Source organism: Anoxybacillus eryuanensis, assembly GCF_051200995.1.
In the GTDB taxonomy this organism is placed as follows: Bacteria; Bacillota; Bacilli; order Bacillales; family Anoxybacillaceae; genus Anoxybacillus; species Anoxybacillus tengchongensis.
Window position 1 is genome coordinate 1 of sequence record NZ_JBPODS010000007.1, and the last position, 16,974, is coordinate 16,974.

13 protein-coding genes and 1 pseudogene are annotated in these 16,974 nt (G+C 42.0%); 6 read left to right on the forward strand and 8 right to left on the reverse strand.

Features of this window, described 5'->3' with window-relative positions:
• The 3 genes from HNQ84_RS08475 to HNQ84_RS08485 form a co-directional block, all read right to left on the reverse strand.
• Nucleotides 1-339 (reverse strand): helix-turn-helix domain-containing protein (locus HNQ84_RS08475; RefSeq protein WP_435621815.1); only part of this gene is annotated, 339 nt, incomplete at its 3' end.
• Nucleotides 340-547: 208 nt separating this feature from the next.
• A complete protein-coding gene (locus tag HNQ84_RS08480; RefSeq protein WP_435621816.1) occupies nt 548-1,234 on the reverse strand; it encodes a response regulator in 687 nt (228 codons plus the stop codon).
• The gene (locus HNQ84_RS08485; RefSeq protein ID WP_435621817.1) at nt 1,231-2,394 is read right to left on the reverse strand and encodes a sensor histidine kinase; all 1,164 of its coding nucleotides are present in this window, start codon (nt 2,392-2,394) and stop codon (nt 1,231-1,233) included. The genes HNQ84_RS08480 and HNQ84_RS08485 overlap by 4 nt, the downstream gene beginning before the upstream one ends.
• 196 nt (nt 2,395-2,590) lie before the next feature.
• Between HNQ84_RS08485 and HNQ84_RS08490 the strand changes: the two genes are divergently transcribed.
• Both HNQ84_RS08490 and HNQ84_RS08495 read left to right on the forward strand, forming a co-directional pair.
• Nucleotides 2,591-3,229, forward strand: a complete 639-nt coding sequence (locus HNQ84_RS08490) for a YigZ family protein (protein WP_435621818.1) — start codon at nt 2,591-2,593, stop codon at nt 3,227-3,229.
• 92 nt (nt 3,230-3,321) lie between these two features.
• Nucleotides 3,322-4,344, forward strand: a complete 1,023-nt coding sequence (locus tag HNQ84_RS08495) for an LCP family protein (RefSeq protein WP_435621819.1) — start codon at nt 3,322-3,324, stop codon at nt 4,342-4,344.
• A 31-nt stretch (nt 4,345-4,375) separates the two neighbouring features.
• Here the strand turns inward: HNQ84_RS08495 and HNQ84_RS08500 are convergent, their stop codons facing one another.
• Nucleotides 4,376-5,428, reverse strand: coding sequence for a glycosyltransferase family 4 protein (locus HNQ84_RS08500; RefSeq protein WP_435621820.1), 1,053 nt, complete (start codon nt 5,426-5,428; stop codon nt 4,376-4,378).
• A gap of 225 nt (nt 5,429-5,653) precedes the next feature.
• Between HNQ84_RS08500 and HNQ84_RS08505 the strand changes: the two genes are divergently transcribed.
• Complete coding sequence (locus HNQ84_RS08505; protein ID WP_032101251.1) at nt 5,654-5,872, forward strand: alanine--tRNA ligase; 219 nt, start codon at nt 5,654-5,656, stop codon at nt 5,870-5,872.
• A 2-nt stretch (nt 5,873-5,874) separates the two neighbouring features.
• The gene (locus tag HNQ84_RS08510; RefSeq protein WP_435621821.1) at nt 5,875-7,218 is read left to right on the forward strand and encodes a SpoIID/LytB domain-containing protein; all 1,344 of its coding nucleotides are present in this window, start codon (nt 5,875-5,877) and stop codon (nt 7,216-7,218) included.
• A gap of 18 nt (nt 7,219-7,236) precedes the next feature.
• Here the strand turns inward: HNQ84_RS08510 and HNQ84_RS08515 are convergent, their stop codons facing one another.
• The 4 genes and pseudogenes from HNQ84_RS08515 to HNQ84_RS08530 all read right to left on the reverse strand — a co-directional run.
• Nucleotides 7,237-7,983, reverse strand: coding sequence for an S-layer homology domain-containing protein (locus tag HNQ84_RS08515; protein ID WP_435621822.1), 747 nt, complete (start codon nt 7,981-7,983; stop codon nt 7,237-7,239).
• A gap of 11 nt (nt 7,984-7,994) precedes the next feature.
• Nucleotides 7,995-9,437 carry an N-acetylmuramoyl-L-alanine amidase gene (locus HNQ84_RS08520; RefSeq protein ID WP_435621823.1) on the reverse strand — a complete coding sequence of 481 codons (1,443 nt, stop codon included), beginning with the start codon at nt 9,435-9,437 and terminating at the stop codon, nt 7,995-7,997.
• A gap of 264 nt (nt 9,438-9,701) precedes the next feature.
• Nucleotides 9,702-11,924, reverse strand: coding sequence for a S8 family peptidase (locus HNQ84_RS08525; protein ID WP_435621824.1), 2,223 nt, complete (start codon nt 11,922-11,924; stop codon nt 9,702-9,704).
• Nucleotides 11,925-12,410: 486 nt separating this feature from the next.
• Nucleotides 12,411-13,040: pseudogene (locus tag HNQ84_RS08530) on the reverse strand (IS66 family transposase zinc-finger binding domain-containing protein); the annotation flags it as partial.
• Between the two features lie 111 nt (nt 13,041-13,151).
• Between HNQ84_RS08530 and HNQ84_RS08535 the strand changes: the two are divergent.
• Together HNQ84_RS08535 and HNQ84_RS08540 are read left to right on the forward strand one after the other, a co-directional pair.
• Nucleotides 13,152-15,038, forward strand: coding sequence for a 5'-nucleotidase C-terminal domain-containing protein (locus HNQ84_RS08535; RefSeq protein ID WP_435621825.1), 1,887 nt, complete (start codon nt 13,152-13,154; stop codon nt 15,036-15,038).
• A gap of 92 nt (nt 15,039-15,130) precedes the next feature.
• A complete protein-coding gene (locus HNQ84_RS08540) occupies nt 15,131-16,969 on the forward strand; it encodes a stalk domain-containing protein (protein WP_435621826.1) in 1,839 nt (612 codons plus the stop codon).
• Nucleotides 16,970-16,974 lie beyond the last annotated feature (5 nt).

Below are 16,974 nucleotides of genomic sequence, written 5' to 3' on the forward strand. Positions count from 1 at the left end.
TTGATAAAAACTTGGGCGTGTTCGTTTCTTCGTTTTAAATTTTGGAAACTTCGCCCGTCCTGCAAAAAAGTTTTTGTAGGCTTGACACGCATCTTTGATCGCTTGTTTTGTAATGTTGTTGGAATATTGATTGAGCCAACTATACTCTTTTGTCTGTTTCAGCTTCGTTAGCCTTTTTCTGATTTCTCCATCACTTAAAAATTTGCCACCTTGTTTATGATTTTCTTGTTGTTGTGCTAAAGCAAAGTTATACGCCCATCTGGCAACACCCGCACACTCAAATAATTTTGTTTTTTGTTTGTTATTCGGAAGTAGCATAACCTTATATGTTTTAATCATTTTCAGTTAGCTCCTTAACCATTCTCTTGGCTTTGTTGGCTCTTTTGCCTTGTGATTTTTTGTAAATTGTATATAGAGTTTTGTTGATTTTTACAAAAATATTTTAACAGTTACTACCCTTCCTTGTCCAAATTTTTTCCTATCTGCATTGTACTACATTACAACTACGATTGCATTGAAAAAGGTTGTCGAATCGATTTCGACAACCTTATTTCACCTCGACCCAACCGTTTTTAATCGCAACAACAACCGCTTGCGTACGGTCGTTCACGTTTAGTTTTTGTAAAATGTTGCTGACGTGGTTTTTAACCGTTTTTTCACTAATATAAAGCGCATCGGCAATACCTTTATTGCTTTTTCCGTCTGCCAATAACTGCAACACTTCACATTCCCTACGCGTCAATAAATGATACGGGCGACACACATCTTGGCTTTGATTTTGCTTTCCTTTTTCCAATCCCTCTCCCGCAACGAGACGACGGTATTCTTTCACAAGATTATGCGTGACTTTCGGGTGTAAATATGAACCACCTTCTGCCACGACACGAACCGCTTCAATTAAAGCATCGGCATCCATCTCTTTCAATAAATAGCCCATCGCACCCGTTTGTAAAGCATGCATGACGTAACTTTCATCATCGTGGATAGACAAAATAATGACTTTCGTATCTGGATATGCTTCGATGAGCTGGCGTGTCGCCTCTACACCGTTTACATGTGGCATATTAATGTCCATAATGACAACGTCTGGCTGATATTGTTCCACAAGCGCTAGCGCTTCATTGCCATCGCTTCCTTCTGCGACGACTTCAAAATCTTGTTCAAAATCTAAAATACGTTTAATTCCTTCTCGAAACAATTTATGGTCATCAATTAAAATAATGCGCGTTTTCATTGTTGTTCCCCTTTCCCTGCTGTCTTATGGAGCGGAATATGCATCGTCACAATCGTTCCACGTCCAAGTTGTGAGTAAATATGTAATTTTCCTTCCAGCCATTCGATGCGTTCACGCATGCCCATTAATCCGAACGCTTTTTCTTTTTTTTCATTTGGATTAAATCCTTTGCCATCATCTTTCACGACGATCAGCAAACTATCCTTTTTCAGTTCCATTTTCACTTGAATCTCCTTCGCCTCGGCATGCTTTAATGCGTTTTGCACCGCTTCTTGCACGAGACGAAAAATGGCAACCTCGAAGCGATCGGATAAACGTCTCACTTCTCCCATGTATGTAAACGTAATCGTTGTTTTATGATATTCTTCAATCGTTTGTAAATATTTTTTCAATGTTGGAATTAAACCGAGATCATCAAGCGCCATTGGTCGTAAATCATAAATGATGCGACGCACTTCATATAAAGCGGAGCGAACCATTTTTTTTAAATCGCGCATTTCATGAATGGCTTCTTCAGCACCGCGTTCGCGATAAATGCGTTCAATTAAATCGGAACGCATAATGACGTTCGCAAGCATTTGCGCAGGACCATCATGAATTTCTCGCGACAGACGTTTTCGCTCCTCCTCTTGCGCTTCAATAATGCGAAGTCCAAATTCTTGTTTTTCATTTGCGCCAGTAATAAACTCGCTCAGCTCACGGAAATCTCCGTTCAAGTAGTTTAGCACAACAGTCACTTGACCGATTAAATGGTCTGCCCTCTCAATCGTTTCTTTAATAGCGGCAAGCCGTCTTTCTAACTCATCGCGACGTTGGCGCAGCTGCTTTTCTTTTTCTTGCGCCATCGCTAGTTCCATTTGTAGCGAATGCGCTTTCTCATATGCTTGTCGAATTTCAGCTTCTGTATAACGCGAGAAGTTTTTACTGACATCTGACAGTCGTTGTCGCGCCAACCTTGTTTTCATTTCTAAGTCATCTGTTTGGAAAATAACACGTTGCACTTCTTCTTTCGTTTGCCGAAGCTCTTCAAGCAATCGTTCATGTTCTTTTCGCGATTGTTCGCTAATATGAAAAATTTCCGTTTTACTTTGATTAACCGTTTCAATCATTTTTTTTACAATTCGATCAAGCTCTTTTGCATTTATTTTTTTATTGGACATATGCACCACCTAAAGAAAAAATGACCAAAAGTCAATAAAAACAACTTTTCTGACTTTTATTCGAATGTTATTCTTACTTTGAACATTTGACATATCGTCTTATAATTTTTATTATAACACGCTTCGCCTATTTCCATCAGCATTTTTCGACAAAATACGCACAACATTCCAAATAAACATTTGAGGTGATTACGTTTTGTTAGAGGCATACTATACGGTAAAAGGATATGGAGAGGCAGAAATCATCATTGAGAAATCGCGCTTCATTTGTTATGTCGAACGCGCGACAACAGAAGAAGAAGCCGTTCGCTTTATCCAACAAATAAAGAAGAAACATTGGGATGCGACACATAACTGCTCTGCCTATATCATTGGCGAACATGACCATATTCAAAAAGCAAACGATGACGGGGAACCGAGCGGCACAGCAGGCGTTCCTATGCTCGAAGTGTTAAAAAAGAAAAAGCTAAAAGATACGGTCGTTGTCGTCACACGATATTTCGGTGGCATTAAACTTGGCGCTGGTGGCCTCGTGCGCGCTTACGGCAAAGCGGTAACTGAAGGGCTGAAAGCAGCGGGTATCGTCGAACGTAAACTTATGCGTATCATGCATACAACAATTGACTATACATGGCTTGGCAAAGTCGAAAACGAATTGCGCGCCTCAATCTATGCAATCAAAGACATTCATTATGCGGAACATGTGACGATTGACACATATGTCGAAGAAAAACAAAAAGACGATTTCCGCGCATGGATGACAGAGCTGACAAATGGGCGAGGCGCCATTACAGAAGGCGAACATGTATATGTCGAGTTTGATGTAAAGGAGTAAAAAATTTTCGTTTACGACTGCATAAAAATTTTGTAAAATGATGATTGTTTACATGTCGATATTTGTTGAACTTTTAAAAAAGGGGAACGACTATGCAAAATAGACGAGTATATATGAAAAAAAAGAAGAAAAAACGAAAAAAAGTATGGACCTTTGTTTTGCTTCCATTACTCCTACTTCTTATCGGTGGGGGAGCATATGCGACATTTCTTTTCAATAAAGCCCAATCCGTCATCCAGCAATCATTTGAACAAATTGATGGACGAGAAAAGTCAGAAAAGCGAATGAAAGAAGTCGATCCAAACGCAGACAATATCTCTGTTTTATTTATTGGCGTAGACGACAGCAACATTCGACAAAAGAAAGGAATGGGCGCCGTACGTTCCGATGCACTTGTCCTTGCGACATTTAACGTCAAAGATAAAACAGTCAAATTGCTTAGCATTCCGCGCGATTCTTACGTTTATATTCCAATCGAAAAAAAATATGATAAAATTACACATGCTCATGCATACGGTGGAGTCAAAGCAACAGTCGAAACAGTCGAAGAATTGCTCGATATTCCAGTTGATTACTACGTCAAAATGAATTTTGAAGCGTTTGTCGATGTCGTCGATGAACTTGGGGGCATTGAGTTTGATGTCCCTTATGAAATTCGCGAAATGGATTCAAAAGATCGCAAAAACGCCATTCATTTAAAACCAGGTGTGCAAACATTAAACGGTGAAGAAGCGTTAGCACTTGCAAGGACACGCAAATATGACAATGACATTGAACGTGGCAAACGGCAACAAGAACTAATGAAGGCGATCTTCAAAAAAGCGATGAGCGTTCATTCATTAACGAAATTTGACGATATAATGGAAGCTGTCGGTAAAAATATGACGACAAACTTAACATTTGAAGAAATGAAAGGTTTCTTTGCTTACGCGACAAAAGGAACGGGGGCAAACATTGAAACGCTCCATCTTAAAGGAGAAGACGCACGCATTAGCGGGGTGTATTATTATCGACTTGATGAAACAACGGTAGATGAAATTAAACAAACGTTAAAAACACATCTTGACGTATCGTCTTATCAAGCACAAACAGAACAGTTCGCTCAAGGACAATAAAGAGGGTGTCTCGCGAGACACCCTCTTTGTTTTATGAAATTTTCCTCATTCCGCGAACCATTTTCAGTAGCGGGCGATAGTCTTTTCCGACAAGCCCAATTTTCTCAACCACAAGTTCAACGATAAGTAAAACGAACGCAATAACGAGCAACGCCCCAAACATCGTTGCTTTCGATAACACGACAGCAGACACACCGAACATCGCTGCCATGCCGTAAATAATTAACACTGTTTGACGATGACTATAGCCGAGACGCAATAAGCAGTGATGCAAATGCGATTTGTCTGGCGCCGATAACGGCTGTTTGTTGACGATGCGTCTCACAATCGCAAACAGCGTGTCCGAAATTGGTACTCCTAAAATGAGAATCGGAATGATTAACGAAAACACCGTAACGTTTTTAAAACCGAGAAGCGATAAAACGGAAATCATATAGCCTAAAAATAACGCCCCTGTATCTCCCATAAAAATTTTCGCTGGATGGAAATTATATAGAAGAAAGCCGAGCGTACTTCCGAGCAATAATAAGCTCATCGAAAAAACGAACACATACGTATTACCCATCGTTGCTGCCATTCCGGCAATCGTCACGAGCGCAATCGATGATACGCCCGCAGCTAAACCGTCTAAGCCGTCAATTAAGTTAATCGCATTTGTAATGCCAATAATCCAAAGCATCGTAATCGGAATGCTTAACAATCCAAATTCCAAATGACCACCAAATGGCAAGTTGATGAAATCAATGCGAATGCCACCATATATCACGACAATTGCTGCAATGATTTGACCGAGCAACTTCCATTTTGGTGACAACTCATATATATCATCCAGCACGCCCGTTAATACGATGATCGTCGCTCCAATAACAATTGCTGTTGCATATGGGCTAGCTGGGTTCAATACGAAGTAACCGACAATAAAACTAATGAAAATGGCTAATCCACCTAAACGTGGCATAATTTTTTGATGCACTTTCCGCTGATTCGGCTTGTCTGTTGCACCAACACGAAACGCCAACCATTTCACAACAGGCGTAATAAGCACAGCTACAACAAAACAAAGAAGCAAGGTGAAATAAATCATAAAAAACCTCCCTACTCGTTAGCATTCCCGATTTTTTAATCCATTATCGTTTAAAAAGTAACACTTTCTACCATCTGTTCTCACAAACCTATCAGACATTATACCATAAATTTTAAAATCGACAAATGGAAAATAGAAAACTAGAATTTTGTTACATTTTCGTCCTTTTTGTTGAAATCATTTGTTATAATGTGAGATAGATAGAGTTAAGGGAGGAGAAAAACGGTGAAAAAAAGAACGATCGTCATGATGTTTCTCGCAGCGATGTTGACGCTATCTGCATCAAAAGCGCTAGCAAATAGCGAACCTGTGTTAGCAAGCGTCGAATGGGTGCTATCAAAGATGAATCCGTTAAATGACCGCGTCACTAAGCTTGAACAACGCGTTCAACAACTTGAGCAGGAAGTAGAAAAACTAAAACAACAATTAGAGGCGGCGAAATGACGATGAAACGCATTCGATGGATTTTAGTTGCTTTCAGTCTATTTCTCTTTATCCCAACATCCGTTGATGCGGCGTCATATCCAACTCCTGTAAAGGTAAAGCTATTGCCGACAGCGACGTTTCTTGCGACAGTGAATGGAAATTATCAACTTATTGATTTAAAAACGAAACAAGTTATTCCGTTTACAAATCCCATTGCCTTTTCCCAAACGAATGGGGCGGTTGTCGCTACGATCAACGGTACTTCTTACACATCAACAAGTGGGTTTTTATTAGATGAAGTGACAAGAAACGATCAACATGACGTCACAATCGGTAGCATTCAACAAGCGAACGGCACATCAGCACCTGTGAAATATCGCGGTTCATTTGAAATAACCCCAGGGACGACAGCACCAAACTTATTTAATACGTTAGATATAGAAGATTATTTAAAAGGTGTCGTTCCAGGAGAAATGCCGTCATCTTGGCATAAAGAAGCGTTAAAAGCACAAGCTGTCGCGGCTCGTAGCTATGCATATGCCCAATTAAAAAATACATCATTTTTACAAATGACAGTCGCAAGCCAGGTGTACGGCGGCAAATCAAAAGAACAAGCAACGTCAACAGCAGCCGTCAATGAAACAGCAGGCGTATATGCAACGTATCAAAATGAACCGATTTCTGCGTATTTCCACTCAAGTTCTGGTGGAAATACAGAAAATAGCGAAAATGTATGGAGTAACACCGTTCCATATATTCGTTCTGTTTCTGATCCATATGATCGTCATGGAAGCAATCCACATTATGGGTGGAACGCAAAAGTAGTAGCTAATACAGTATCTTCAAGATTTAAGCTAACAAACGAACAAGTCGTATCACTTCGTGTCACACAAAAAACAAATGCCGGAAGCGTGCAACAAATGGAAGCGACCGTATACAATCCAGCGACAGGACAAAAGCGCATCGTACAAACTCGTCCTTCTCTCGTCTCATCAGCTGATGCGTTTCGTTCATTTTTCGGCGTTTCATTAAAAAGTATTTCCTTCGATGTCAAAGGAAATGCAAACGTGAAAGTGAAACGGGCAGATGGGTCAGAACAAACAGTCGATCATATTGTTGGCTATGCACTTCAAACAAATAATGGACAAACGACGATTGCTACTGGAAATACTTCGATTCGTACGGAAAATGGAACGATGTACTATCCAACAGCCCCAACTGAATTTACATTTACAGGGGATGGATGGGGACATCGACTCGGCATGAGCCAGTGGGGAGCGCGCTCGATGGCTGAAAAAGGATTTACGTATGACCAAATTTTAAAGTATTACTATAAAGGGATTGAAGTGAAAAAAATCAAATAGGCTGTGCACATGCACAGCCTATTTATTTTGAAGCGCACGATCCATAAACGTCGCAAAGTGAGCGCGCGTTGTTGCTTGCTCAGGATAAAAATAGCCGTTGCTTCCTTCTGCAATGCCATGTTGAGAAATAATGCGAATTTCTAGCGCTCCTTCGGTTCCGTTTGTCACATCTTTATAACCTGCATACGGTGCTGATGTCGCCTGCAGGCGAAAAGCGCGTTGAATAATCATGGCCATATGCTTTCGCTTCATCGATTCTTGTGGTGCAAACCGATTGTTTGGATACCCCCCAACAAAACCAGCTTCATATGCGGTCATAATTTCACGTGCAAACGGATGAGAGTTTGGTACATCCGCAAAAATCGATGGCTTATTTGATAGCGGCAGTTGGAATGCTCTTACAAGCATCGCAGCCGCTTGCGCGCGCGTAATCGCTTGATTTGGAGCGAACAAACCATCACCCACACCCCCAACGATATTTTGACGGTATAAACGAGTGACGGAGACATACGCCCAGTGACCGAGCGGAACGTCTTTAAACACTTGCGGCGATTCCGCAGCTGTTTTCATCTTTGCCAGTTGTTCGTCTAACTGTTTTATTTTTTCATCGATTTGATTTAAACGGCTATTCGTATCTGCCAACTGCTGTTCCGTCCATGGTGCTGTCGCAATTTCTTGTTCTTCACTTGCCCCTGCATGTTCCTGCTCGCACGCTGCTAGTAACAATACGGAGACAGAAACAATCGGGATGATCCACCTTTTCACTACGTCACCTCCTATTGTGCTGTATAATATTTCACAATACCTTGATAAATGGCTTCTGCATATATATTTTGATATTGTGCCGATGTTAACTTGGCACGATCTTCAGCATTCGAAATAAACCCAAGTTCAACGAGCACACTTGTTACGCTATTGTTACGTAAAACATACAAACCGCTATTTTTTACACCACGATCGACCATATTTGCCATACGGACAATTTCTTCTTGAATGTATTGCGCTAATTTTTTGCTTTCTTCAGCGTTCGGATTCTTTGATGAATCGTAATACACTTCCGCTCCTTTCGCACTCGTGTTCGTCGCTGAATTTGTATGAATGCTGACAAACATTTCGGCATAGTTATTTTTTGCAATATCAACCCGATCTTGTAGCGTCGGATACACATCGGTCTCTCGCGTCATAATAACGATTGCGCCTGCTCTTTCAAGTTTATCTTTTAACAATTTCGCTACTTCAAGCACAATTGTTTTTTCGTTCGCTCCTCCACTCATCGCACCAGGGTCTTTTCCACCATGCCCTGCGTCAACGACAATAATACGTCCTTTCACAGGAGAGCCTGCTATATTCCGCAGTTTTAAATACGTTTTATGCACGTAAGCAAACTGACCGTTATACGCAATTTTTGCCCAATATCCGTTTATGTCGTATACATCAACAACTTGTCCTTTTTTCAACGTTCCGACAAGCGTCCCAGTCGTTGACGGCGTTTGTCGAACGTTAAGCGAAGAAATTGTCACCGTTCCTTGAATATTTGTTTTTCCTTGTTCGATTAAATCAGGTAACGGCAAACGAAATTGATCGTTAATGGTCCGAGCTACTAATGTTGCAAATTCAGCACGCGAAATCGCATCCTTCGGGAAAAATTGCCCATCCCGTCCATTCGCTATACCGTGATAATATAAGCGATTAATATGCGCTAACGCCCAATGCCCTGCCGTATCTTTAAATACCGCGGCAGACTCTACCGCTGCTCCTTTACTCGGGAGCGAAAAAGCATTGACAAGAACGATGCTCATTTCAGCACGTGACAACCCATCATTCGGACGAAAGTTTGTCGTGCCGTCTCCCCCCATCACGCCTAGTTGCACTGCGCGTGCGATCCAACCACGCGCCCAATGATTTAGTGGAACGTCTTGAAACGGCATCGTTCCATCTTTCCACTCCGTTTGCCCAAGAGCGCTGACGATCATTTTTGCCGCTTCTGCTCTTGTCACCATTTGTGCAGGACGAAATTGTACCGTTTGCCCCATTTGATAGCCGTTAATAATTTGTTCATTTGCTAAAAAATCAATTTCATTTTTTGCCCAATGATCGTCCCCAACATCGACAAATCGACCTCCTTGCTTTACTTCTGTATTTGCCCAACTAGGTGAAGCAACAGAAAAAAAAGCAAGAAAAACGATGAACCAACCATATACGTGACGTTTCCCCAGCATCTTCTTCTCCCTTTCGACATTTTTCTACCATTAAGCATAACAAACAATCCTAACCTTTTCCATACCCGTCAAAGCATATTTTTCTATTCGACAAATCGCTCGATCTTTTTCGACAAATAACGACACAAAACGACAAATTTATGCAAAAAAGTTATGATTTTTGTAGTGATTTTTTTTAATAAAACGGCTATACTTACTTATGCGATAAGGTTTTGGTTGCTAAGTCAGCCTCCCCGCCGTTTCCAAATGGCGGGGCTTTTTTTATTATGGTTTTGTCGAATTTTGTCGAACAAATAAAGAAGCGCGGATAAGTACGGCACACATTTCTGCTCTCGTGATCGGATCATTCGGACGGAAAAAGGCATGTTTTGCAATCAATCCTCGTTCCGCTAGCAATTGCACTGCTTTCCATACATCTTGTTGCTTCACATCTCGAAACGGATAAACGGAGCGAATGGCTTCGCTTTCTAGTTGAAGGGCACGCATAAGCAGCAAAGCAAATTGTCCACGTGTGAGCTGTTCATGTAAAAAAGCTTTTCCCTCGTTTCCTCTCACAATGCCTTTTTCCGCTGCTATCGCTACAATCAGTGCATCAGCTGACGTTAATGGCACATCGACAAAAGGAGATTGCAAAATAGATGGCGCCTCCCAACCAAATAGACGAGAAAGTATAACCATGCTTTGTCGACGTGTGACAGGATCATTGGGATGAAACAAGCCGTCTGGAAGTCCGCGTACAAGCTGTAGTTGCTGAGCTTGCATGATCGCATCATGTGCCCAATACGTCTTTTTCACATCGGAAAACGTTGTCGAACGAATCGGAACAGAACGAACATCCGAAGCGACGACCCGCTTTTCCTCATCTGTGATAACGACCGCCACATCTCCTTGTTGTTTAACGATGTCGAACAAACGAAAAGACATCATTTCTCCATCTATATGAAACGAATGAACGAGCTTTCCGTTCACAAAAAGATGACCTTGTTTTCCAACAAATCGAGAAGACAAACCTAAAACATACGTACGATGTTTTTCAATTGGCTGCCCCGGCTGCAAATTCAACCAGTCAATACCTAATGGAGCAGATAACATCATTGCCCGTTGCCATTGGATCATTCCATGTCCGGTATATATATCATACCCACGCCAATACACGTCTTTGGCGGTTTTCCATAAACGTTGTCGAAGCTGAATCGCATCTTCTTCTGGATACATCGCCTGCAACATCGCAAGTAATGCCGAAACGTGCGGTGCTGCCATCGACGTTCCGCGCATCGTCCGATACCCAGACAAATATGTGCTCATTAAAAAATCTCCTGGTGCGCTCACGTCCACGTCCCAACCATAATTTGAAATAGAAAGCGGCAGTTGTTTTCGATCGATCGCTGAAACAGTAATGACCCCAGGATAACTGGCGGGATAAATGTTTGTTGTCGGCATATGGCTATTTCCTGCGGCGGCAACAACATGTACGCCACGTTTTACTGCTTCTTCGATGACCGACTTTAACACTTCCGTCTCTCCTTGACCGGCTAAACTTAAATTAATAACAGAGGCCCTTTGGTCAAGTGCATATTTTACTCCTTTTGCAATTTCAAAATCGCCACCAACTCCATAACGATCTAGTACTTTAATTGGTAAAATATCAATTGGTGCATCACCGATCAGCCCGACAATTCCTTTTCCGTTATTGACGCGGGCGGCTAAAATGCCGGTCACATGCGTCCCATGCCCAAACGTATCATCAGCATATCGCTTCTTTTCTGCATAATCGACACTTACGCTATATAACACATGGTCGCTCAAATCTTCATGCAGCACAATCCCAGAATCAACAACCGCAACAAGAACGTGGTCAACCCCTTTCATTTCAATGATGCGTGGTGCTTTTGTCCAATTTGGTGCGGTGACATATAAATGAATCGTTGCAGAAGAACGGGGGATGAGTACATCTAAACGAGAAAGCTCTCCTTCATTTTTCCCTAACATGTCACCTTTTTCATCTTGTACCTCTATACGCCACGGCCCTTCCAGATGATCGACCGTGACAGAAAGACGAGACAATTTCTCTTCGCCAAGTGAGACGACGATATGTTCGCCGTCAAACGGCTCACCATCGTACACGTATTCTTGTCCATCGACAATCATCTGTTTACCGATTAGTCGATTCACCGATGTTAGCGAAGGCATAGACCAATGAATAATTGGCAAAGACCATTGTTCCGAAAATAACGGATCATCAATAGCTGCCCGCTTCACATCATTTTTTTCCATTTTCAAAACAAATGGCAAACATGATACCGCTTTTTGTTCCTCTTCTGTTAATGCAACTTTCGCAAACGTCCCCATCGTATCAACAACGTACGGTTGAAGAAATACAATATCTGATATACGTTGAACTTGAACAATCCACTCTTCTTTTTCACTCGCCCAAACGACTTGTGGAATAAAAAGAAAAATCAATAATATCCATAACCACCTGCTCATCCGTACCACCTCCTACGCACTTCCATTGTATCGCTCCAAACACGACATGAATAGACAAAAATCGCAACTACATAAAATAGGAATTTATATACACACAACCAAGAACTTTAACTTCATTTTTTTTCGACTGTCGAGGCAAGCCTTTGGCTCGTTGTTCGATCGCCTGACAGTCGAAAAATGTTAAAACTTCAACGTGCATATATATAACTGAAAAATAATAGTTTTTTAATATTTTAGTAAAAAAGATTTGTAGAATTTTGTTATAATGAAGAAGAGTCATAATGAAGTAGAGGAGGAAAAAAGATGTATAAAATGAAAAAATGGCTCGTAACTATTCATCCCGATAGTAGTATGTAAAGAAGCGCAACACAAATAAGGCATCCCCGTAATAGAAAATGCCCTAAGTGGTAGAAAGAACACGATCGAGCGTTTCGCCTGTCAACAGAAGACATAACGAATCCCACACGTTTTTTTCGTGTTTCGTCAGTGTGGAAATAACGCTTCGATTGTATCACTTAAACGCTTGTACGGGATCAATTGGATATGATGCAAATAAACAACGAGCGCCGTGAGCCGTGGACCGTATTGCACATGATTCGTGACGTGGGATGGGAATTCGGCTTGTTGAACACATCGACAATGTGGACAAGATTTCACTTCACGTTCATGTTGTGTCACCTCGATCGCCACAGGAGGGACATCAAACACTTGACGGATATCGACTTTGAACGGTTTGACTTCACGCAAAGAAGCCCCACATCCTTGACACGTATGCACACGATGAACGACACGATGATGTGGATGTTCCACTTGACGGAGCGTCGTTCCTTGATGACTTTCTTGTCCGCCTGGCTTGTTGCCAGATGGCTTGCGAGAAGAATGGGTGTGAAAACGGTCAGAAGATGGGGGCAAATGGCTATTGGAGCTGTTTTTTTTCGTACGTGCTTCCAGCTCTTGAACACGGTACTTCAGTTGTTCATTTTCTTTGCGTAGTTGTTTGTTTTCGTGACGCAAATGTTCATTTTCTTGAACGAGTTGATGAATGAGCTGTTTTTGTTGTTGAACTTTGCCGATTAAGCTCTCAACTGTAAATACAGCTTGTTGTACCGTCAACATGCGATTCACCTCCTTGTCTATCAGTATTCACATCATAGACAAGGAAAGAAGAAAATATTCAGCTCACTTTATGATGTGGCTGAATAGTTACAATGGCTCATGTTTGCTTGTATGTTTGCTGTTGCCTTTGTTCTCCAACCGCAAGCATCGGAAGCAAGCGAGCATGTGACGCGCGGAGAGTTTGTGCAACAACTCATTACGACGCTAGGCGTTGACATTAAAAGTGAAGTAAAGGAACTTCCTTTTACAGACGTTGATCCACAACTTGCACCTTACGTTGAAGCAGCTATTCGCCTCGGCATCGCAAGTGGAAAAACGGAAACAACATTTGCCCCAAATGAAAAACTAACACGTGAACAAGCGTATGTCTTTCTCATTCGTTCGTTACAACTTCGCCATCACTACGCAACGAACGTATTTAAATTGTACAAAGACGGAACAACAACAAAGCCTTGGGCGCAACAATCGCTCGCTGCCGCAATTCATCTCGGGTTGCTTCAAGGATATAGCGATAAAACAATCCGCCCACAACAGTGGCTTACATCTGAACAAATCAAAACAATACTCAAGCGATACGAAACAAATATTGAAAAAATTACATTCATTCATACAAACGACACGCACGGACGCGTGATCGCCAACACGCAAAACGGTGAAATGGGCTTTGCCAAAATCGCAAAAATTGCCCAAGATGCGCGTCAAAAAAATAAACAAACACTCCTTGTCGATTTAGGTGATACGTTCCACGGCACAACATACGTGAACTTAAATAACGGACAAACTGTCGTTGATTTGATGAACGCAATGAAATACGATGCGATGGTTCCGGGCAACCACGATTTTAACTACGGTCAAAATCGTTTGCTTGAGTTAAAACAAGCTGTACAATTCCCAGTCGTTAGCGGAAACATTTATAAAAACGGACAACCATTTTTACCTGCATATACGATTAAACAAGTCGGCAAGAAAAAAATCGCCCTCGTTGGTTTAACTGCAACAGATACAGCAGTAAAAACGAATCCTGCAGGCATCGTCGGCATCACATTCGCAGATGAAGAAGCGACATTAAAACAACTCGTGGGTGAGCTAAAAGGAAAAGTTGATCATATCGTCGTATTGTCTCACGCTGGTTTACAAACAGACGAGAAACTTGCTAACAACGTGTCTGGTGTAGACGTCATTCTCGGTGGTCATAGCCACGACACCATTGAAGCACCGAAAAAGTTTAAATACGCTTACGTCTCCCAAGCATTTGAATACGGAAAAGCGCTCGGACAAACAAACTTATTATTTTATAAAGGTAAACTTATTGGGGTAAACGGCTTCTTATATCGTGACAGCGCAACAAAACAAGAAGACGCAACCGTTCGAGCAATCGTTGACACGTACAAAAACAATATCGACGCTACTTTACAACAAGTGATCGCAACAATTGACGTCAACTTAGACGGTGAACGCGCAAACGTACGCACAAAAGAAACAAATCTCGGCAACCTCATTGCTGATGCGATGCGCCAAACGCTCCAAACAGATGTCGCACTAACGAACGGTGGCGGCATTCGCGCTTCCATTCCAAAAGGAAATGTGACACGCAATCATATTTTAACGACGCTACCGTTTGCAAACACGCTTGTGAAAGTATCGATGAGCGGTGCCGATTTGAAAAAAGCGCTTGAACATGGCGTCCGCCTCTATCCTGAACAAAATGGCGGCTTCCCACACGTTTCAGGCATTCGCTTCACGTTTGATGCGACGAAACCAGCTGGCTCACGTGTGACATCCGTTCAAATTAACGGACAGCCACTTGATGAAGCAAAAACATACACCGTCGCAACAAACGACTTTATCGCCAAAGGTGGTGATGGCTATGATATGTTTAAAACAAGCAAACTCGAATTTGATAGCGGGGAATTATTAAGTACAGTCGTGATCAACTATTTACAATCACAAAAGCCGATTCCAACGGTGGAAGGAAGAATGACAGTAGCGAATCAATAACGAAAAAGACGTCCAGACGGGCGTCTTTTTTTACGTTAAATCCCAAAATACGTGACAAAAGGAAATGATATGGTATAATGTGTTGGGAAGGAGTGGTAGTTTTGTTTAAAAAAATTATTGGATATGTACTTGTTACACTCATTAGTTTTTCAACGATGGCGACATCTACGGAGGCAACAAGCATTCGACCTGTACATATCCCAATCATTTCAAACGGAAAAGCACTACAAACAGATGCGTCGCCCATTATGGTGAACAATCGTATTCTCGTCCCATTTCGAGCGATCGCTCAAACGATGGGGGCAAATGTTTTTTGGAACGCAAACACAAAACAAGTGACCGTTCAAAAAAACAAAAAGGTTATTTTTCTTACTGTTCAATCGTCCACAGCGACAATGAATGAGCAAACCGTTACACTTGACGCCCCGCCGATCATTTACAAAGGGCGCACGTTTGTCCCTATTCGTTTTGTCGCTGAGGCGCTCGATGCTAACGTTCAATGGACCGGAAAAGATGTGCGCATCTCGTGGGCAACTTTACAAACAAGTAAGGGAGCAGTATATGTCAATCAGACAAAAATTACAAACAACACGATGACAGATGGATTATATACATACATTCCATTAAAAAACTTATTAACAGCTATTGATGTAAATGCCGATTGGATCGAAACAGATGAATCATTAACCGTGCGATTATCCCGTGGACAGCTGACCATTTTCGCAGGGAAAAAACAATTTATTGTTGATGACCAAGAAGTTGTAGCACCACTCGCACCGATTCGACTGAACGACGAATGGTACGTATCTGCTTCGTGGATCATGACGGTGTTTGGCGCGCAAATGACTCGTAACGGAAATAACGATTTATTTTTCTCTATTCCACGAACGACGTTTCGCAGTCCGTTACTGCCAATCACAGGAACTTCAATTACTGTCCCACAGCACGTCACAACACCAAAAATGGCTGATGACCGTCGTCTATTAATAAGTGACAATCCAGAAGTGTTAACATCCGCTTCTGTACCAAATGGACAAGCGACGTTAGCGCTTGATCACGTGCAAGGACCACTTCAAACGATGGAGCATCGCGTATTTGGTTGGCACGTTAACGCCTTAGGCACTCATGCGACAGTTGCAATAATGATCGACAACCGTTCATCTAGCGATATGGTCGTCACGAATATAAGAGGAACATATCGAACAAGTCCAAACAGTTGGGGGCATTATGATGTTGGATTACCACTAGCTGAGGCGGTGTTGCGCCAATCGTTCGCAACCGTTCCAACAATAAAAGTGAAAGCAGGAGCGAGTGCAGTCATTCAAGCATTTGATGTTTCAAACAATCAACTGCTCGGCTTTTTATATGACTTTACTGTACAACAAGAAAGCAGCACGGCAGACTATCGCATTCGCACAGTTGTCACCAATTCATCTGCTAATTTCTCAACAATCTCTCCAACGCTCGCATCGCTTGATTCTTATGCGACTCATCCGCGCGGCGTATGGAAAGGAACGACATTAGAAGCGACATTGCCGACATATACGATCGATAGCGAACCTGTTGCTTACAGTATATCAAACGGAAAAACGGATCATCTTCTTTCCGTTTCCAATGCATTAAGCAATCCGAACGAAACCGTGCATAATCCAGGTCATTACGGCTTAACGTACCGTCTGTCGCTTCCGATTCAAAATGAAACAGGGGAAATAAAGACGATTCGTCTTCATTTCAGTGGACGTGGCGGAGCTTATTGTGGAGCTGTGAAAATAAACGGGGTTGTTTATCTCATCCCACCTCTTCAACCGATTACCCAATCCGCCTACATCGACTACACCGTCTTTTCGACTCAAGACGTCCTTTCGCTTGAACTAATGCATGCAGGCGGGGCCGCACTGCCGCTTGGGATTGAAGTTTCGACGGTGAGGTGAAAAAG